An 18123-nucleotide genomic window follows, 5' to 3' on the forward strand; every position below is an offset into this window, starting at 1 on the left:
CTCCGTCGGCATCGACGGCAATCAGGTCCATGACGCGAGGCTCGGCGATGGTTGCCGGGGCGCTCCTGCTGGGTGCATGCGGGGGAAGCAGCAACAACAACGGCGGCGAACCCGGTCCCGATCCGGTCGGTACCGGCACGGTGGTCTATGGCGTGCGCGACGGTGCCGAGCTGGTCAAGTTCAATGCAGACGCGCCCGACAACGTAGAGTCGGTCGGCAACATCATGGTGGGGACGGGCGAGACGGTGGTGGGCCTGGATTTCCGTCCCGCCGACGGTAACCTGCACGCCGTCACCAGCAGCGGTCGCTCGCTGATCGTGGATCCGGACACCGCGCTAGCGACGGAAATTCAACCCATCACGGGTGAGGGCACCACGCCCGAAGGTGATCTGTTCGGCGTGGACTTCAATCCAGCCGCCAACGCCCTGCGCATCATCGACAACGACGGTCTGAATCTGCGCGTGCCGACGGCTGCACTGGTTGCGCCCGCGCCGGCCGAGCCGGTGAACACGTTCGTGGATGGCCGCATGGGCTATCTGCAGGGCGTGACGGCGGCGGCTTATACCAACCCCAATCCTCCCGCCATGGGAGGGTCCACCGAGCTGTTCGCGATCGACACCGACACCGACACCCTCTACCTACAGAGTCCGCCCAACAACGGCATTCTGGTGGCGCGTGGCGACCTGGGCGTGGACGCCTTTGCAGCCAACGGGTATGACATCGCCCAGGTCGGCACCGACAACGAGCATTACGCGCTGCTGTCGGTGGGCGGCGCGGTGGGCCTGTACACCCTCGACGCCACCAGCGGCGCCGCGACCCTGCGCTCCGCACTCCCCGGAGACAGCTACCGCGGCCTGATCGTGGAAAGTCCGGACGACGACATGTCGGCCACGCGAGAGGTGTTCGCCTTGCTTGAAGACGGCACCAACTACACCGTGGAGTCTTATACCTACACGGTGGCGACGGGAGTCCTGGTGGCGGGCGACGAGTTTGATGTCGTCGGCCTGCCGGCAGGGGAGACCCTGATCGGTTTGGACTTACGCTCGACTTCCCTGCAGCCGGACCTGGATACCGGCTACACGGTAGGTCGTTCCGGCGTGATCTATTCGCTGGAGGATGACGAGACCGTTGCCAACCAGCTCAATGCCACCGCGTTCGCCACCCTGAGCTTCCCGCCCGCGCCCGCTCCGCAAGCCCTGGCTGGCACCAACTTCGGCGTGGACTTCAACCCGCGCGCCGATTTGCTGCGCATCGTCAGCGACACCGGCCAGAACCTGCGTGTCAATCTGCAGGCTGATCGCATGATCGCGGGTGCCGACGGCGTGCCGGTTGCGCGCGCCGCCGGCTTCGCCTTCGTCGACGGCACCACGCGCCTGGCATCGCCTGCGCCGCAGATCGTGGCGACCGCCTATCGTGCGGCGCCGTCGATGGGGACTTTCCAGTTCGCGCTGGACGCCCGCGACAGCGCCTTGTATCGGGTGGCCGTGCCCAACGACGGCGCTCTGGCGCCGGTCGGCCCGCTCGGCGTGACCCTGGCGGCGGACAGCGAGCAGAGCCTCGATATTTCCGGTGCCGATGATGTGTCGGTGCTGGCTGCGCTGCGTAGTGCGGGTCAGGCGCAGTCGACGCTCTACCGCGTCAACCTGGGAACCGGTACCGCGACGGCCGTCGGTCCGATCGGATCGGCTGGCCCCGTCAACGCCGTGAGCGCGCGCGTCGAAGAGTGATGACGCGCCGAGTCGAAAAGAGCTGAAACGACGGCCCCGGATTCCGGGGCCGTTTTTTTGGAAAGGGCCGCAAACATCGGGCTTCCGTCGAAGCCCCGACCGACGATCGCGGTAATCTGTGGCCCCTGCCGCAGCCGCTCCGCTGACCAAACGATGACCGATCTCGCCGAATCTCCGCTGCCGACCTCCGACCAACTGCGCGAACAGGTTTCGCGCGTGCTGCAGATGGCGCGCGACCACGGCGCTAGCCAGTCAGAAGCGAGTCTGTCGTACTCGCGCGGGTACTCGGTGAGCGTGCGCGAAAGCGAGGTCGAGAGCCTGGAATTTCAGCGCGATCGCAGTCTCGGAGTCACCGTCTACTTCGGACATCGACGCGGCAACGCGTCCACCGGCGATCTTAGCGAGCAAGGGTTGCGCGCGGCCGTCGAGGCTGCGGTGACGATCGCGCGCGTGACTGAAGAAGACCCCTGCTCCGGCCTGGCCGATCGCGATCGCATGGCCACGGAATTTCCCGATCTTTCGCTGGATCATCCCTGGATGCTGACACCGGAGCAGGCCATCGAGCAGGCTCGCACCTGCGAGGCGGCAGCCAAGGGAGTGGACGCGCGCATCGAGCACAGCGAGGGGGCCGGCGTTTCCACTCAGCGCGGTATTTCGGTGTACGCCAACTCGCATGGATTTGTCGGTGCGCGCAGCGGCACCCAGCACAGCATGAGTTGTGCGGTGGTGGCTGCAGCCAACGGCCAGATGCAGCGCGATTACTGGTGGGACGGCGGTCGCAATCCGGCCCGTTTCGACAGCCCGGAGGCGATCGGCCGACGGGCGGGCGAACGCGCAGTCGCCCGTCTGGGCGCCAAAACCCTGTCGACGCGCAATGTGCCGGTGCTGTTTTCACCCGAGGTGGCGCGCGGGTTGTTCGGGCACTTCATCGGCGCGATATCCGGCGGGGCGCTGTACCGCCGCGCCAGTTTCTTGCTCGACAAGCTGGATCAGCCGGTGTTCAGTCCGCAGGTCGTGCTGCGTCAACAGCCCCATCTGCTGCAGGCGGCCGCCAGTGCTGCCTACGATCAGGAAGGCGTGGCGACCGCCGAACGTCTGCTGGTCGACCATGGGGTGTTGCGTGGCTGGTTGTTGGGCAGTTACTCGGCACGCAAACTGGGCCTGGAAAGCACCGGCAATGCCGGCGGGGTGTTCAATCTCGTGGTGGAGCCCGGTGCTCTCGATCAGTCCGGACTGATGCGCGAGATGGGGCGCGGTCTGCTGGTGACCGAATTGATGGGGCAGGGTGCCAACGGGGTCACCGGCGATTATTCGCGTGGCGCCGCCGGCTTCTGGGTGGACAACGGGCAGATCGGCGCACCGGTCGAGGGCATCACCATCGCCGGCAATCTGCTGGAGATGTATCGCAACATCGTGGCCCTGGGCAGCGACGTGGATGTACGATCCGGCGTGCGTTGCGGATCGGTCCTGATCGATCGCATGACCGTCGCGGGCGACGGCGAGGCCGGGCCCTGAGAACCTGTCCAAAGACCGTAGCGAGCATCGGTGAGTTCGCGTTCGGCGGAGCGCAGAAAGCGGAACGTACATAGAAGTACGTGAGCATTTCGAGCACCGTACGGACGCGAAATGCCGACCGCAGTCGATTTTTGGACAGGTTCAGAGCGCTTCAGGCAGCGTACGGTAGGGCGTGGCATCCTGCCGGTCGTCGATGCCAGCACGGCATTGTTTACGAGCCCAGGCCTCATGATTCGTCAACTGCAGATGTCGCTGTTGCTGGCCGGCGCGATGAGCGCCAGCGTTGCCGGCGCCGAAACCCGTCAGAAGCCCGGCCTGTGGGAAACCACGATCAGGGTCGATATGGGCGATTCGATGCCGCAGATTCCGCCGGAGATGCTGGAGCAGATGCGCGGCGCAGGGTTCAAGCTGCCGTTCGCCGAGCCTATCGTGCACCGCATGTGCCTGTTGCCGGAGCAGGTCACGCAAGACGCGATTCCCGAGTTCAGCGACCCTGAAAGCGGCTGCACCACGCGGGACACCCGACGGACCGGCGACGAGTTCAACGGCCGGATCGCGTGTAATGGTCAGCTGCGCGGCGAGGGCACCCTGAGAATGCAGCTCACCAGCCCCGAGACCTACTCCGGAACGACCGACTTCAGCGGCGTGGCCGAGAACAACCTTCCTGTGGAAGTGCGCACGGATTTCGCCGGTCGCTGGCTGGCGGCAGAGTGCGGCGACGTGCCGCCGATGGGCAGCTGACCGGCTTCAGCGTCGCGCGGCCTGAACCTGTTTCCACGCCAGGTCGGCCAGCGGTTCGGTGAACGAGGCCATCTGCCTGGCGTGTTCGCTGGCGGCGGTGCCGCGCACCACGCGACCGCGAATGCCGTGCAGGATCGCCGCCAGCCGGAACATGTTGAAAGCCAGATAGAAGTCGAGCTCGCCCAGCCCCGCGCGGCCGGTGCGGTCGCAATAGGCGGCGACGTACTCGGGCTCGCTGGGAATGTTCAATGCCGTCAGGTCGGCGCCCACCAGTCCCGCCGTGATGCCGGGCGGCATGCGGTACATCATCAGGTGGTAGGTGAAGTCGGCCAGCGGGTGGCCCAGGGTGGAAAGCTCCCAATCCAGGACCGCCAGCACGCGCGGCTCGGTGGGATGGAAGATCATGTTGTCACAGCGATAGTCGCCGTGAACGATGGCGGTGTCGTCGCCCGGCGGGATGTGGGCGGGCAGCCACTCCACCAACCGGTCCATGGCGCCGATGCGTCCGGCGGCTTCGTCGGCCAGATACTGCTTGGACCAGCGCCCGATCTGGCGTTCGAAGTAATTGCCGGTTTTTCCGTAGTCCTGCAGACCCAGCGCCGCGTAGTCCAGCGTGTGCAACTGCGCCAGGGTGCGGTTCATGGCGTCGAAATAGGCAGGCCGCTGCTCGCGCGGCACGTCGGGAAAGCGCGTGTCCCAGATCACCCGTCCGTCCACGCAATCCATGACGTAGAACCAGGTGCCGATGACGGATTCGTCCGTGCACAGGCCAAAGGTCTTTGCTACGGGGAAGCCGGCGCCGTGCAGCGCGCTGATGACCCGATACTCCCGATCGACCGCGTGCGCGGAGGCCAGCAAGTTGCCCGGCGGTTTGCGTCGCATCACGTAGTTGCTGCCCGGCGACAGCAGTTTGTAAGTCGGATTGGACTGCCCGCCCTTGAACTGTTCGACGCGTAGCGGGCCCTTGAAGCCGGCCACGTTGGCGTTCATCCACTCCAACAGGCGGGCTTCGTCAAAGCGGTGCTGATCGCGCACTTCGGCGGTGCCGGAAAACTGCTCCTGCTTGTTCATGCTCGCTCCTTTGTTCTAGTGCGAATGATGCGACGAGGCGCGGGGGCGAGGCCAATCACAGCAGGATCAGGGTGCCCAGGCCGAGGAACAGGAAGAATCCCATGACGTCGGTGATGGTGGTCACCACCATGGATCCCGCAAGCGCCGGATCCAGGCCCATGCGACGCAGCAGCAGCGGCACCAGCAGGCCGGCGGAGGCGGCCAGCAAAAGATTGAGCAGCAAGGCCAGGCCGATCACCAGTGACAACAGCGGCCACTGGAACCACCACCAGACGACGCCGGCGACCGCAGCCCCCCACAGCAGGCCGTTGAACAAGGCCACCAGCAACTCCTTGCGCAGCAGGGCGCCGGTGTTGCCGGCGCCGACCTGCCCAAGCGCCAGGCCGCGCACCATCAGGGCCACGATCTGGTTGGCGGCGATGCCGCCCATGCTGGCGACGATGGGCATCAGCACCGCCAGCGCGATGATCTGTTCCAGGGTCGCTTCGAACAGGCCCACCACCCGGGCGGCAAGAAACGCCGTACACAAGTTGAGTCCGAGCCAGATCGCGCGGCGGCGCGCGGCGCGCGGCACCGGCGCGAACAGGTCTTCCTGATCGTCCAGGCCCGCCATGGACAACAGGTTGCGCTCGGCTTCGGCACGGATCACATCGACCACGTCGTCAACGGTGATGCGGCCAATCAGGCGATGGCGCTGATCGTCGACCACCGGTGCGGATACCAGGTCCGAGCTCTGGAAGCGCTGCGCGACCTCGTGTGCCGGCATGCTCACAGGCAGAGCCTCCAGCTCGTGATCCATCACCTTCTGTACGAGCTGTTCAGGATCCGAAGTGAGGATCCGCTCCAGCGACAAGGTGCCCAGATACACGCCGTAGCGGTCCACCACGAACAGCGCGTCGGTGTGCAGCGGCAATTCGCCGCGCTTGCGCAGATAGCGCATCACCACTTCCAGGCTCACGTCCGGGCGCACCGTCACGGTGTCGGTGTTCATCAACCCGCCAGCGGTGTCCGGGTCGTGCACCATCACCGCTTCCAGGCGTGCGCGGTCGGTGTCCGACAGCGCGCGCATCACCTGCGCGGTGACGGTTTCCGGCAAGGAGTCGAGGAAGTCGGCGAGATCGTCGATCTCCATGTCCCCGGCTGCGGCGACCAGTTCGGCGGTGTCCATCTGCTCGATCAGTTCGGCGCGAACGTCCTCGGGCAGGTGCAGCAGGACCTCGCCGTCGTCGGCCGGGTCCACCATTTCCCAGATCAGGGCGCGCTCGCGCGAGGGGAGCGACGCCAGCAGTGAGGCCGACTCCGCTGGGTTCAGCGCAGCCAGCATGCGTTGCACCGGGGCCCAGCGGCCGCTTTCCAAGGCAGCGCGCAGGCGTTTGACGCGCTGTTCGGCTCCAGACTCAGCCATGACGGGCTCGGGGACAAAGGGGGTCGACCAAGGTAGCGGGCGGCATTGACAGCGTCCAGTCCCGAATCTGTCTAAGTAGATGGCACGAGCGTCGAATTGTTAGGGCCAGTTTCGCGGAGATTCCGCCAAAAAATTAGACAAATAGTCCGTTCAAGTTAGACATGTCTAAGATTGGGACGTGATCAATTGCCTGTTCCATTTTCGGAGCCTGTCATGTCCAAGTCTGCTGCGGCCAAGCTGATCGAAAGTCCGCGTTGTCCGATCAATGTCGCTGCCCGCCGCTCGGGCCTGACTGCACATGTGATCCGGGCCTGGGAGCGCCGTTATCGGGCCATCACGCCCGACCGTTCCACAACTGCGCGACGGTTGTATTCCGACTGGGAGGTTCAGCGGCTGGTGCTGCTGCGCCAGGCCGTGCAACTGGGGCATCGGATCAGCGAGGTCGCCAACCTGCCGATGGAAGAGCTGCACGCGCTGGTCGGTCGCGACACCCTGCCCGGGCTGGAGGCGACACCGCGAATTCCGTTTACCCGCCTCCGGCTGGTGGAGGTGGCAATCGCTGCCGCGGCGGGCATGGACTCGCAGGCGTTTCTGCAATCTCTGCTGCAAGCCACGCGCACGCTGACGGTGCCGGCGCTGTTCGAGGATTTCGTCGATCCGTTGATGCACGAGATCGGTGTGCGCTGGCGCGACGGTCGCCTGCGCGTGGTACACGAGCATTTTGCGTCGGCCCATCTGCGCACCTTTCTGGGCGATCTGATGACCAGCAGCAGCGTGGCGCCGTCCGGGCCCTGCATCGTGGTGACCACGCCGTTCGGGCAGCATCACGAGCTGGGCGCACTGATGGTCGCCATCACCGCGATGCGCGCGGGGTGGGAGGTGGTGTACGCCGGCTCCAGCCTGCCGGCGGAAGAAGTGCAGCATGCCGCGGAAGTCCGCAATGCACGCGCGGTAGCTCTGAGCCTGTGCTACCCGTCCGACGACCCCCGCATCGAAGGTCAGCTGACCAAACTGCGCAAACTGTTGCCGCAGACTTTGCCGATCTTCGTGGGTGGCAGCGCCTCTGAAGGCTATGCGCCGACCCTGTCCGCCATCGGCGCCCGCCGTCCGCTCGATCTGCGCGAATTCAGCGCCGAACTGGACGCACTACGCGCGCGTCTGGCCTGAAAGCGGCGCGGGATCTTCAGGCCGAGCGAAACTCGCGCACGCCGACCATCTGGTCGGCCTCGCCGACGGTTTCCAGGCGCACTGCAAATCCCCACAGCCGCGACAGGTGTTTGAGGACTTCCTCTGCTTCCGCTGCGAGCGGGCGATTGCGATGACGCCGGTGCTGAAGCGTCAGCGAGCGGTCGCCACGACGGTCGTAGCGGGTGACCTGGATGTCGGGCACCAGCCAGTCGCGGTTGTACTGGCCCGCGAACAGACGGCGCAAGCGGCGGTAACCCTGCTCGTTGTGGATGCTGTCTACAGTGAGCTTGTCGTCGCGTTCGTGATCGGCAATCGCGAACAAATGGAACTCGCGGATCAGGCGCGGCGACAGGTACTGCGCGATGAAAGATTCGTCTTTGTAGTTGCGCATGGCGAAATCCAGCACCGATCGCCAGTCGCCACCGGCGATGTCCGGAAACCATTCGCGATCTTCGGCGGTGGGGCTTTCGCAGATGCGACGGATGTCGCTCATCATCGCGAAGCCCAGCGCATAGGGGTTGATGCCGCCGTATCCGCGTTGGTCGTAGCCGCGCTGGGTCACCACGTTGGTATGCGACTGCAGCGTCTCCAGCATGAAGCCGGAGTCGACCAGTCCCTTGTCGAACAACCGATTTAGCAAGGTGTAGTGCCAGAAGGTGGCCCAGCCTTCGTTCATGACCTTGGTCTGACCCTGCGGGTAGAAATACTGGGCCATCTTGCGCGTGATGCGTACCAGTTCGCGCTGCCAGGGCTCCAGCTTGGGCGAATGTTTTTCCACGAAGTACAGCAGATTCTCCTGAGGCTCCGCGGGGAACTGGGAATCCGAATGCTTGCGCTCGCCGCGCCGCTTCTGCGGGACGGTGCGCCAGATGTCGTCGAAGCGCTTCCAGTTGTACTCCTCGCGTTCGCGCACGCGGTTCTGCTCTTCTTCGGCAGACAACGGTTGCGGCTGGTGGTAGCGATCGATTCCGTGGCTCATCAGCGCGTGGCAGGAATCGAGGGTTTCTTCCACCGCCGACAGGCCGTATCGCTCTTCGCAGGACAGCACGTACTTACGCGCAAACACCATGTAGTCGATGATGGCGTCGGCGTTGGTCCACTGCTTGAACAGGTAATTGTTCTTGAAGAAGCTGTTGTGGCCGTAGCAGGCATGCGCGATCACCAAGGCCTGCATCGCCATGGTGTTCTCTTCCATGAGATACGCGATACAGGGATTGGAATTGATGACGATCTCATAGGCCAGTCCGCGCGCGCCTTTGCGATACAGATCCTCGTTGCGGATGAACTCCTTGCCGTAGCTCCAGTGCGGATAGCCGATGGGCAGGCCCAGCGAGGCGTAGGCATCGAGCATCTGCTCGGAGCCGATGATCTCGATCTGGTTGGGGTAGGTGTCGAGCCGGAATTCGTTCCTGGCGATGTCGGCGATCGCGCGGTCGTAGCGCTCGATCAGATCGAAGTTCCATTCCGCGCCGGTGGAAAGATATCCGCTACTGCCATCTGCGCTCATGGACGGTATTTCCTTGAGAGTCGGGCCATTCCCGCTGTGCCTGGCCCGGGATGCGGAGCAGGGACCGCGCGCTGACTTGCGCGCTGGATTCCTCGCCACGCGAAAAAGACGACGGGCCCGCTCATACCGCGGCCTCGCGTTTGAACAGATCGCGCAGCACCGGATAAACACCGGCCCGCGAAGTCACGCTTTTCATGGCAAAGCGCGGGGATTCGATACGGGCGTAGGCGTACGACAGCGGACTGGTATGGTCTTCGTCGTCCGGCACCTCGATATAGGCGTAATACCGGCACAACGGAAGCAGCTGCTCGGCCAGCCAGGCGCGACTCTTCTCCGGATCGGCACCAAACGCGTCGCCGTCCGAAACCTGCGCGCCGTAGATGTTCCAAGCCTGGGAAGGGTAACGTTCCACCGCGATCTCGTGCATCAGCCTGAGCGCCGACTGCACCACGGTGCCGCCGCTTTGGGTGTCGTGAAAGAAGCGCTGTTCGTCGACTTCCTCGGCGTTGTCGGTATGCCGGATGAACACCACCTCGACCTTCTCGTATTTGCGGGACAGGAACAGGTACAGCAGCGTGAAGAAGCGCTTGGCCAGGTCCTTCTTGTCTTCGGTCATCGACGCCGACACATCCATCAGGCAGAACATCACGGCCCTGGAGATCGGCTGGGGTACCTTGACGCGGTGCCGAAAGCGCAGATCGATGTCGTCCAGAAACGGCACCCGATCAATGCGCCCCCGGAGCAGGGCGATCTGCTCTTCGATCTCTGCCCGACGGACCAGATCGTCCTCGCGCTCTTCCTGCGCCTCGAGTTCGGCGATCTGCCGCCTGAGCGGGGCAGACAGCGCGATACGACGTGCAGTGGCATTGCGCAAGGAGCGCGGCACTGAGAGGTTGGCCGGCACGCCGCTGGGCGTATAGCCGGCGCGCTGCATCTTGAAGTCGCGTACCTCGCCGAGGAAATTGCGCACCAGATGCGGCAGTTCCAGGTCGTCGAAGAACAGGTTCATGAACTCTTCGCGCGACAGCGTGAAGATGAAGTTGTCCTCGCTGCCGCTGCCGTCGCCCTCACCCGACCCACCGCCACCGCTGCCCTGGCCTTGCGGTCTGGGCAAGCGATCGCCCGCATTGAACGAGTGATTGCCCGGGTGCACGTACTCCTGGTCGCCGCCCGGTCCGTGATGGATGGTAGGCTCGCGAATGTCGCGCGACGGAATGCTGACGTCGCCCCCCTGCTCCATGTCGGTGATGCCGCGTTTGGCGGCCAGATCGCCGACCGCCCGCTGAATCTGCTCCTTGTAGCGCCGGATGAAGCGTGCGCGGTTGACCGCGCTCTTGTTGCGGTCGTTGAGGCGGCGGTCGATGACGATGGACATGGGCTACGCCGGGAATCGGGAATCGGGAATCGGGAATCGCAAGCCAATCGAATCGAGAGAGGATCGTTTGTTTGGCGTGTTCCGCATCAACGATTCCCGGCTTCTCACGCCGACTTCCTGACCCGCAGATACCACTCGGAAAGCAGCCGAACCTGCTTCTCCGTATAGCCCTTGGCGACCATGCGGCCGACGAAGTTCTCGTGCTTCTTCTTGTCCTCGTTGGACGCCTTGGCGTTGAACGAGATCACCGGCAGCAGTTCCTCGGTAGACGAGAACATCTTCTTCTCGATCACCTCGCGCAGCTTCTCGTAGCTGGTCCAGCGCGGGTTCTTGCCGCCGTGCTGGGCGCGGGCGCGCAGAACGAAGTTCACGATCTCGTTGCGGAAGTCCTTGGGGTTGGCAATGCCGGCGGGCTTTTCGATCTTCTCCAACTCGGAGTTGAGCGAGCCGCGATCGAACTGCTCGCCGGTTTCCGGATCGCGATAGTCCTCGTTCTGGATCCAGTAGTCGGCGAACGTCACGTAGCGATCGAAGATATTCTGGCCGTACTCGGAATAGCTTTCGAGATACGCGGTCTGGATCTCCTTGCCGATGAACTCGGCGTAGCGCGGCGCGAGCCAGCCCTTGATGAATTCCAGGTAGCGGCGTTGCTGATCCTGCGGTAGCTGCTCGCGCAGGATGCGCTGCTCCAGCACGTACATCAGGTGCACCGGGTTGGCCGCGACCTCGGTCTGGTCGTAATTGAAGACGCTGGACAGCACCTTGTACGCGAAGCGCGTCGAGGTGCCGGTCATGCCCTCATCGACGCCGGCGTAGTCGCGGTATTCCTGGAAAGACTTCGCCGACGGGTCGGTGTCCTTGAGATTCTCGCCGTCGTAGATGCGCATCTTGGAGAAGATGCTGCTGTTTTCGGGTTCCTTGAGCCGGGTCAGCACCGAAAACTGCGCCATCATCTCCAAGGTGCCCGGTGCACAGGGCGCGGCATTCAGGGATGAATTGCGCATCAGCTTCTGGTAGATGTGCACTTCCTCGGAGACCTGCAGGCAGTACGGCACCTTCACGATGTAGACGCGGTCGAGGAAGGCCTCGTTGTGCTTGTTGTTGCGAAAGCTGGTCCACTCGCTCTCGTTGGAGTGGGCGAGGATGACGCCGTTGAAGGGAATGGCGCTGAAGCCCTCGGTGCCCTTGAAGTTGCCTTCTTGGGTTGCGGTCAGCAGCGGATGCAGCATCTTGATCGGCGCCTTGAACATCTCGACGAATTCAAGCAGGCCCTGGTTGGCAAGGCACAGGCCGCCGGAGTAGCTGTAGGCGTCCGGATCGTCCTGCGAGTACTGCTCCAGCTTGCGGATGTCGACCTTGCCGACCAGCGAGGAGATGTCCTGGTTGTTCTCGTCGCCGGGCTCGGTTTTGGTGATTGCGACCTGCTTGAGCACCGAGGGCTGAACGCGCACCACCTTGAACTGCGTGAGGTCGCCATCGAACTCGGCCAGGCGCTTGACCGCCCAGGGAGAGGCAATTCCCGTCAGATAACGCCGCGGAATGCCGTATTCCTTTTCCAGCATGGGCCCATCGCGGTCCGGGTTGAACAGGCCCAGCGGCGATTCGTTGATGGGCGATCCCTGCAAGGCGTAGATGGGGTGGGCCTCCATCAGCACCTTGAGCCGCTCGGCGATCGACGATTTGCCGCCGCCCACCGGACCCAGCAGATACAGCACCTGCTTGCGCTCTTCCAGACCTTGGGCAGCGTGCTTGAAGAAGGACACGACCTGGCCGATGACATCTTCAAGGCCGAAAAACTCCTTGAACGCCGGATAGCGGCGGATGATGCGGTTGGAGAAGATGCGCGACAGGCGCGGCTCGTTGCGCGTGTCGACTATTTCGGGTTCGCCGATGGCTGCGAGCATGCGCTCCGCCGGCGAGGCGTAAGCCATTGGATCCTGCTTGCACAGCTCCAGATACTCGAGGAGCGACATCTCCTCGTTGCGAGCTTTGAGATACTGCTCTCGGTACGAGTCAAAGATGTTCATCCTGCGCGCCTCCCGGGATTCGCGACTGCAAAGGCCGAACGCTTCGGCGATTTCAGCTTTGCACATTGTGTGCCGATGCCCGAGCCGTTTGTCGGAATTCGGGCGCCGTGGAGCGAAAATCCAACTGCCATATTTTTCGTCATCGGTGAAACCTCGGACAAGCCGGTAGAGCACCGAGGCATGGACCACGACTCGCGCCGCCGGTTCGCAGCCACCGCCGTCCGGGTTCCACCGCTCGTCCGGGCGTATCGCGAGTAGCATGGCGCATTCCAGCGTGTGACCTCTCGACCCTCCGCATGATCCAGCGCAACGATCTGGCGCGCGCCGCCGTCCACGCGCTGTGGGCGTCGGCCGCGTTCGCGCTGATGGGAGCCTGCATCAAGGCGGTGTCGGCGCAGACCTCCACCGAGGTCGTGGTGTTCTTCCGCAACGCGGTCAGTCTGCTGCTGCTGCTGCCCCTGATGTGGCGAAGTGGCCTGCGCAACACCGTCCGGACCGACAAGCCGGGTGGTCACCTGTTGCGCACCGGCTTTGGTATGGCGGCGATGTACTGCTTCTTTTATGCCATCGGCCATCTGCCGCTGGCTGCCGCGGTGCTGCTGACCTATTCCACGCCTCTTTGGGTGCCTTTCATCGCCTGGCTGTGGTTGCGTGAGCGGCCCGATCCGATCGTCTTCCCCAGCGTGCTGCTGGGTCTCGCCGGCATTGCGCTGATCGTCAAGCCGGGCTCGGGCGCGTTCGGAGGAATGGCCGTGATCGTCGGGCTGGCTGCCGGCGTGCTGGCCGGATTTGCGATGGTCAGTATCCGCCGCATCTCCGACACCGAGCCGCCCGAGCGCATCGTGTTTTACCTGGCTGCCGTGGGTACGTTGATTTCCCTGCCGCCGCTTTACTGGGCCTGGCAAACCCCCGATGCGCGGACGCTGGTTTTGCTGGTCGGCACCGGAGCGTTCGCCACGCTCGGACAGCTCCAGCTTACCCGGGCTTACGGCTGTGCGCCTGCCGCCAGAGTGGGGCCGTTCGGTTACTCGGCGGTAATGTTTTCCGCACTGCTGGCCTGGGTGTTGTGGGGCGAATCTCTGGATCGCTGGGCGCTGCTGGGCATGCTGGTGGTGATCGCCAGCTGCATCCTGGCCGGCTGGCGCCGCCGCGAACCGCAGATGGAGGAGTAGGCGCAGGCTTCAGGGGTTGAACCCGCGGTCTGCGTTCTGCACGTCGACGACCGTTCCGTCCCCCAGGGTCACGACCTTCAGCGGGTGCCGCGGGCCGAAGTTGTAGACCCATTCCTGGCGGAACACTTCGACCGGGAAGTGCGATCGGGACCTGCTGATCCTGTCCGGGTGATGATGAGAGGCTGCGGGCACGAAGCCGATGTCGCGGCGGGTCAGAGGCTCGCCGCAGGCCTGCAGCAAACGATATTTGGGCAGGCCGTCGACCAAAAGGCCGGGCGAGCAGCGCGGCGTCACCGATCGGTGAAAGCCATAGCCTTCACGGTCGATGCGAACCAGCCGCCCGTTGCGCAGCCGCAGAACGTGCAGCAGCTTGTTGGGGCCGAAGTTGTAGGTCCACTGTTCGATATCGGCCAGCACGCCGGGGCCGTGCGCGGCCGGATCAGAAATGGCGGACGCAGGAACATGGACGCACCGGAACCGGACAGACGAAACTTGGTCACACAGCAGCCCTCCCCCCACTTGCACACATGATCTTCCGGCTCTTCCTGGCGATTGCGCTGTCTGGCGCGAGCATGATGGTGCGTGCGGTGCCGGTGCAGACCGACCATGTCGAGGCCGAACTGATCGCCGAGAACCTCAGCGCGCAAGGTGGAACCTACGACAACTGGATCGCGCTGCGGTTGCGCCCCGATCCTGGCTGGCATGTGTATTGGCGCAACCCCGGGGACTCCGGCATTCCCACCGAGTTGGAGTGGCGGGACTTGCCTTCCGCCGTCGAGGTCGGCGCCTTGCACTGGCCCTATCCCCACCCGCATTCCTTGGGCGATCTCACCAATTACGGATACGACCGCGAAACCCTGCATCTGCTCCCGGTGCGGTTGGGCGATGCTTCCGAGTTCAAGCTGAGCGCCAAGGCCAAGTGGCTGGTGTGCAAGGACATCTGCATTCCCGGCGAAGCCGATCTGAGCCTCCAGCTGCCGTTGGAAGCGCAGCCGCCGCAGCCGGACCCGGCGTGGGCCCAGGCCTTCGCCCAAGCGCGCGAGGAGATACCGCGTGCGGCGCCGGACTGGTCTGCAACCTACGCCATCGAAGGTGGCGATTTTTCCCTCGCGGTGGAGGGCGCGGCATTTCCGGCGGATGCGCGCGCCAGCTTCTACGCCTACGCCAACGATCTGGTCTCGCACGCGGCGCCACAGCGGGTCAGCATCGATGATCGCAATGGACTGCGGTTGAGTCAGACAGTATCCGACTACTTCGTCGAAGCGCCGGCCGATCTCGCCGGGGTGCTGGTGATCGAACAAGGGCAAGAACCTGCCAAGGCGTTCGAGCTGCGCGCACAGCCCGGCGACGTGGTACCGGTGCCGGCGGGCCCGGCTCCAGCGACAGCGGTAGTAGAGGGCGCATCGCCGGCGGGTGCGGCGGACGCATCGTTGCTGGCCATGCTCGGCTTTGCCCTCCTGGGGGGGGTTATCCTCAATCTGATGCCTTGCGTGTTCCCGGTGCTGTCGATCAAGGCACTGTCGGTGCTGCGGGCCCGCAGCGATGATGCCGCGCATCGTCGTAGACATGCGCTGGCCTACACCGCCGGCGTATTGGCGACCTTCGTGGCCATCGCCGGCGTATTGATCGGCCTGCGCGCTGGCGGTGCGGCGTTGGGCTGGGGCTTTCAGCTGCAGTCGCCAACCTTCGTGCTGGCATTGACCTGCGTGATCTTTGCGATGGGCCTGTCCCTTTCGGGGCTGGTGCAATTCGGAACGTCCTGGATGGGGGCCGGACAGCACCTGGTCGAGCGATCCGGCTGGTCTGGCTCGTTCTTCACCGGCGTGCTGGCGGTGGTGGTGGCAAGCCCCTGCACCGCGCCCTTCATGGCGCCTGCGCTGGGATTCGCGCTGGCACAGCCGGCGGCCTCGTCGCTGTTGGTATTCATCGCCCTGGGCTTGGGTCTGGCGTTGCCCTTCCTGCTCATCGGGTTTGTTCCCCGCCTGGCGGCCTGGCTACCCAGGCCCGGCGCCTGGATGGAAACCTTCAAACAGGTCATGGCATTTCCGCTGTACCTGACCGCGGTCTGGCTGCTGTGGGTGCTCGGCGGCTTGACCGATCGCCACGGCATGGCGCTGGGACTGTTGGCCCTGGTACTGGTTGCGCTGGTGCTGTGGTGGTCGGGCCGCGGCCCGGGAGTCCTGGGCAAGGCGACGATTGCCGCGATGCTGCTGGGACTGGTGGCATTGATGGCGCAAGTCTCGGCGCTGACCGGTGCACCGGGGCCGGCGCAGCATACCCAGGCCGGCTGGGAACCCTACAGCGATGCGCGCTTCGATGAGCTGCGCGCGCAGGGCCGGTCGGTGTTCGTGGATTTCACCGCGGACTGGTGCCTGACCTGCAAGGTCAACGAACGTGGCGCGCTGCGCTCGGCCGAGGTACGCGAAGCTTTTCAAGTTCATGACGTGGCCCTGCTGCTGGGCGACTGGACCCGCCCCGATCCGGCGATCACCGCCGTCTTGCAACGCTATGGCCGCAGTGGCGTGCCGCTGTACCTGGCGTCGCGGCGGGGCCAAGCGCCACAGGTTTTGCCGCAGGTGCTGACACCGGCCGTGGTCAGCGCCGCCTTCGAGCACGACTCCTGAAGGCGGCTTGTATGGGTTTGGCGTGGGGCCGTTCCATTTTCAGTTTTCAACAGCGCAGGAGTAGCCATGAACCCGATGCAGAAATCCAGTGCCACCCAAGGCGTCCGTAAGCCAATGAGCGCAGCGGGCTTGGTAGGCGCCGCAGCGCGGGCCGGTATGGCCGCTGTGCTTGCCCTTGTCGCTGTCGGCGCTGTGCATGCCAAGGCCGAGGTCGGCAGCGCCGCTCCCGATTTCCAGGTGCCGGGTGCCGCTGGCGGAATGGTGAAGCTTTCCGATCTCAAGGGTCGTTACGTGGTGCTGGAATGGACCAATGAAGGATGTCCCTTTGTGCAGAAGCACTACCAGGGCAATATGCAGGGACTGCAGAAGCAGTTCGTCGGCAAGAATGTCGAGTGGCTGACGGTGTTTTCTTCGGCGCCCGGCAAGCAGGGTCACGTCGACGCCGCTGGCGCAAAAAAATTCCAGACCGATTACGACGCGAAGCCCACGCAACTGCTGCTGGACGAAAGCGGCGAGCTGGGGCGCCTGTACCAGGCCAAGACCACGCCGCACATGTACGTGATCGACCCGGACGGCAAACTCATTTACATGGGCGGGATCGACGATGTGCCCAGTGCGGATGCCGCCGATATCCCAGAGGCCACGAACTACGTGCAACTTGCCCTGGGCGAGGCGCTGGCAGGCCAGCCGGTTTCCACCCCGGTGAGCAAGCCCTACGGCTGCAGCATCAAGTACTGATGCTCCGGCGAGGCTGGCGCGCGCGTCGGCGCGTGTTCGGTTCCGGGCGACGACATGATGCACGGGGGCTGGCAGCGTCTCCGCGGGCAGCGGTTAGACTGCGCTCCCACGACCCACGCCCGGCAAGATTTCGATGAACTACAACACCCTGGATTGGCAGGTGGAGCAGGGCATTCTGACCCTTACGCTCAACCGCCCCGAAAAGATGAACGCGTTCACCGTCGAAATGGCCGACGAGTTGGTCGACGCATTTCAGCGCGCCAGTCGCGACGACAGCGTGCGTGCGGTGGTGGTCACTGGTGCCGGGAAAGCGTTCTGCGCCGGCATGGATCTGTCGGTGCCAGGCAACGTGTTCGGGTTGGATGAAAGTCTGCAGCCGACCTTGGAGGACATGCAGCGTCGGCTGGACGACCCGGACATCCACCACGGCGTGCGTGATACCGGCGGCCGCGTGACGCTCGCGATCTTCGCCAGCACCAAGCCCGTCATCGCAGCGATCAACGGCGCTGCCGTCGGTATCGGGGCCACCATGACCCTGGCCATGGACTTTCGCCTGGCCTCTGACAAAGCCCGCATCGGCTTTGTGTTCGGCAAGCTCGGTATCGTGCCCGAAGCCTGTTCGAGCTGGTTCCTGCCGCGCATTGTCGGCATGCAGAACGCGCTGGAATGGACTTATAGCGCCGAGATCCTGGATGCCGAGACCGCGCGTGCGGGTGGGCTGATCAAGGCGATCCATGCGCCGGACGATCTGCTGCCTGCGGCGACGGCGCTGGCACGCAAGTTGGTCGATGGAAAGTCGCCGGTCGGTATCGCCCTGACCCGCCAGATGATGTATCGCAATTCCGCCCAGGCGCATCCGCTGGAGGCGCACCGCATCGATTCGCTTGCGATGTTCTACACCAGCATCCAGGACGGCAAGGAAGGAGTGCAGGGCTTCCTCGAAAAGCGCGCGCCGGAATTCAAATCCAGTACAGCCAAGATGCCGCCGTTCTATCCCTGGTAGTGTTCTGGGATCAAAAAAACCACGCAGAGA

At 64.3% G+C, this 18123-nt stretch carries 14 protein-coding genes; 8 read left to right on the plus strand and 6 right to left on the minus strand.

The window, feature by feature from the left end; genetic code table 11:
• Window positions 1–29 precede the first annotated feature (29 nt).
• From ACOOHP_RS03900 to ACOOHP_RS03910, 3 genes are all read left to right on the plus strand, one after another.
• Window positions 30–1727, plus strand: coding sequence for a DUF4394 domain-containing protein (locus ACOOHP_RS03900; protein ID WP_420465146.1), 1698 nt, complete (start codon window positions 30–32; stop codon window positions 1725–1727).
• 153 nt (window positions 1728–1880) lie between these two features.
• Entirely contained in the window at window positions 1881–3242 is a 1362-nt protein-coding gene (gene pmbA, locus ACOOHP_RS03905; RefSeq protein ID WP_420465147.1) for a metalloprotease PmbA, read from the plus strand.
• Window positions 3243–3470: 228 nt separating this feature from the next.
• Window positions 3471–3983 (plus strand): DUF3617 domain-containing protein, encoded by a 513-nt coding sequence (locus tag ACOOHP_RS03910; protein ID WP_420465148.1) that lies wholly within the window; start codon window positions 3471–3473, stop codon window positions 3981–3983.
• Window positions 3984–3989: 6 nt separating this feature from the next.
• Here ACOOHP_RS03910 and ACOOHP_RS03915 read toward each other — a convergent pair whose 3' ends face one another.
• Window positions 3990–5054: a phosphotransferase gene (locus tag ACOOHP_RS03915; protein ID WP_420465149.1), complete on the minus strand. Its 1065-nt coding sequence runs from the start codon at window positions 5052–5054 to the stop codon at window positions 3990–3992.
• A 55-nt stretch (window positions 5055–5109) separates the two neighbouring features.
• Complete coding sequence (mgtE, locus tag ACOOHP_RS03920; RefSeq protein WP_420465150.1) at window positions 5110–6459, minus strand: magnesium transporter; 1350 nt, start codon at window positions 6457–6459, stop codon at window positions 5110–5112.
• A 213-nt stretch (window positions 6460–6672) separates the two neighbouring features.
• Between mgtE and ACOOHP_RS03925 the strand changes: the two genes are divergently transcribed.
• The gene (locus tag ACOOHP_RS03925; RefSeq protein WP_420465151.1) at window positions 6673–7626 is read left to right on the plus strand and encodes a MerR family transcriptional regulator; all 954 of its coding nucleotides are present in this window, start codon (window positions 6673–6675) and stop codon (window positions 7624–7626) included.
• Between the two features lie 16 nt (window positions 7627–7642).
• Here ACOOHP_RS03925 and ACOOHP_RS03930 read toward each other — a convergent pair whose 3' ends face one another.
• The 3 genes from ACOOHP_RS03930 to ACOOHP_RS03940 all read right to left on the minus strand — a co-directional run bounded on the left by ACOOHP_RS03930 (window position 7643) and on the right by ACOOHP_RS03940 (window position 12556).
• The gene (locus ACOOHP_RS03930; protein WP_420465152.1) at window positions 7643–9154 is read right to left on the minus strand and encodes a SpoVR family protein; all 1512 of its coding nucleotides are present in this window, start codon (window positions 9152–9154) and stop codon (window positions 7643–7645) included.
• A gap of 121 nt (window positions 9155–9275) precedes the next feature.
• A complete protein-coding gene (locus tag ACOOHP_RS03935; RefSeq protein WP_420465153.1) occupies window positions 9276–10529 on the minus strand; it encodes a YeaH/YhbH family protein in 1254 nt (417 codons plus the stop codon).
• Between the two features lie 104 nt (window positions 10530–10633).
• The gene (locus tag ACOOHP_RS03940) at window positions 10634–12556 is read right to left on the minus strand and encodes a PrkA family serine protein kinase (protein WP_420465154.1); all 1923 of its coding nucleotides are present in this window, start codon (window positions 12554–12556) and stop codon (window positions 10634–10636) included.
• Between the two features lie 296 nt (window positions 12557–12852).
• Here ACOOHP_RS03940 and ACOOHP_RS03945 point away from each other — a divergent pair, with 296 nt between their 5' ends.
• On the plus strand, window positions 12853–13728 hold the full coding sequence (locus ACOOHP_RS03945) for a DMT family transporter (RefSeq protein ID WP_420465155.1): 876 nt from the start codon (window positions 12853–12855) through the stop codon (window positions 13726–13728).
• 9 nt (window positions 13729–13737) lie between these two features.
• On the opposite strand, the gene ACOOHP_RS03950 is transcribed toward ACOOHP_RS03945, so the two are convergent.
• A complete protein-coding gene (locus ACOOHP_RS03950; RefSeq protein WP_420465156.1) occupies window positions 13738–14145 on the minus strand; it encodes a DUF2845 domain-containing protein in 408 nt (135 codons plus the stop codon).
• Window positions 14146–14255: 110 nt separating this feature from the next.
• Between ACOOHP_RS03950 and ACOOHP_RS03955 the strand changes: the two genes are divergently transcribed.
• From ACOOHP_RS03955 to ACOOHP_RS03965, 3 genes are all read left to right on the plus strand, one after another.
• Entirely contained in the window at window positions 14256–16352 is a 2097-nt protein-coding gene (locus tag ACOOHP_RS03955; protein WP_420465157.1) for a protein-disulfide reductase DsbD family protein, read from the plus strand.
• A gap of 66 nt (window positions 16353–16418) precedes the next feature.
• Window positions 16419–17090, plus strand: coding sequence for a thioredoxin family protein (locus ACOOHP_RS03960; protein ID WP_420465158.1), 672 nt, complete (start codon window positions 16419–16421; stop codon window positions 17088–17090).
• 133 nt (window positions 17091–17223) lie between these two features.
• Window positions 17224–18093: a crotonase/enoyl-CoA hydratase family protein gene (locus ACOOHP_RS03965; RefSeq protein WP_420465159.1), complete on the plus strand. Its 870-nt coding sequence runs from the start codon at window positions 17224–17226 to the stop codon at window positions 18091–18093.
• The last annotated feature ends 30 nt before the right edge of the window (window positions 18094–18123 follow it).

This window comes from Panacagrimonas sp. (assembly GCF_965216805.1).
Classification (GTDB): Bacteria; Pseudomonadota; Gammaproteobacteria; order Nevskiales; family Nevskiaceae; genus Panacagrimonas.

Excerpts from the sequence above, each read along its gene's own strand:
- ACOOHP_RS03900 (WP_420465146.1), top strand. The coding sequence starts at position 30 with ATGACGCGAGGCTCGGCGATGGTTGCCGGGGCGCTCCTGCTGGGTGCA.
- pmbA (WP_420465147.1), top strand. The coding sequence starts at position 1,881 with ATGACCGATCTCGCCGAATCTCCGCTGCCGACCTCCGACCAACTGCGC.
- ACOOHP_RS03910 (WP_420465148.1), top strand. The coding sequence starts at position 3,471 with ATGATTCGTCAACTGCAGATGTCGCTGTTGCTGGCCGGCGCGATGAGC.
- ACOOHP_RS03915 (WP_420465149.1), bottom strand. The coding sequence starts at position 5,054 with ATGAACAAGCAGGAGCAGTTTTCCGGCACCGCCGAAGTGCGCGATCAG.
- mgtE (WP_420465150.1), bottom strand. The coding sequence starts at position 6,459 with ATGGCTGAGTCTGGAGCCGAACAGCGCGTCAAACGCCTGCGCGCTGCC.
- ACOOHP_RS03925 (WP_420465151.1), top strand. The coding sequence starts at position 6,673 with ATGTCCAAGTCTGCTGCGGCCAAGCTGATCGAAAGTCCGCGTTGTCCG.
- ACOOHP_RS03930 (WP_420465152.1), bottom strand. The coding sequence starts at position 9,154 with ATGAGCGCAGATGGCAGTAGCGGATATCTTTCCACCGGCGCGGAATGG.
- ACOOHP_RS03935 (WP_420465153.1), bottom strand. The coding sequence starts at position 10,529 with ATGTCCATCGTCATCGACCGCCGCCTCAACGACCGCAACAAGAGCGCG.
- ACOOHP_RS03940 (WP_420465154.1), bottom strand. The coding sequence starts at position 12,556 with ATGAACATCTTTGACTCGTACCGAGAGCAGTATCTCAAAGCTCGCAAC.
- ACOOHP_RS03945 (WP_420465155.1), top strand. The coding sequence starts at position 12,853 with ATGATCCAGCGCAACGATCTGGCGCGCGCCGCCGTCCACGCGCTGTGG.
- ACOOHP_RS03955 (WP_420465157.1), top strand. The coding sequence starts at position 14,256 with ATGATCTTCCGGCTCTTCCTGGCGATTGCGCTGTCTGGCGCGAGCATG.
- ACOOHP_RS03960 (WP_420465158.1), top strand. The coding sequence starts at position 16,419 with ATGAACCCGATGCAGAAATCCAGTGCCACCCAAGGCGTCCGTAAGCCA.
- ACOOHP_RS03965 (WP_420465159.1), top strand. The coding sequence starts at position 17,224 with ATGAACTACAACACCCTGGATTGGCAGGTGGAGCAGGGCATTCTGACC.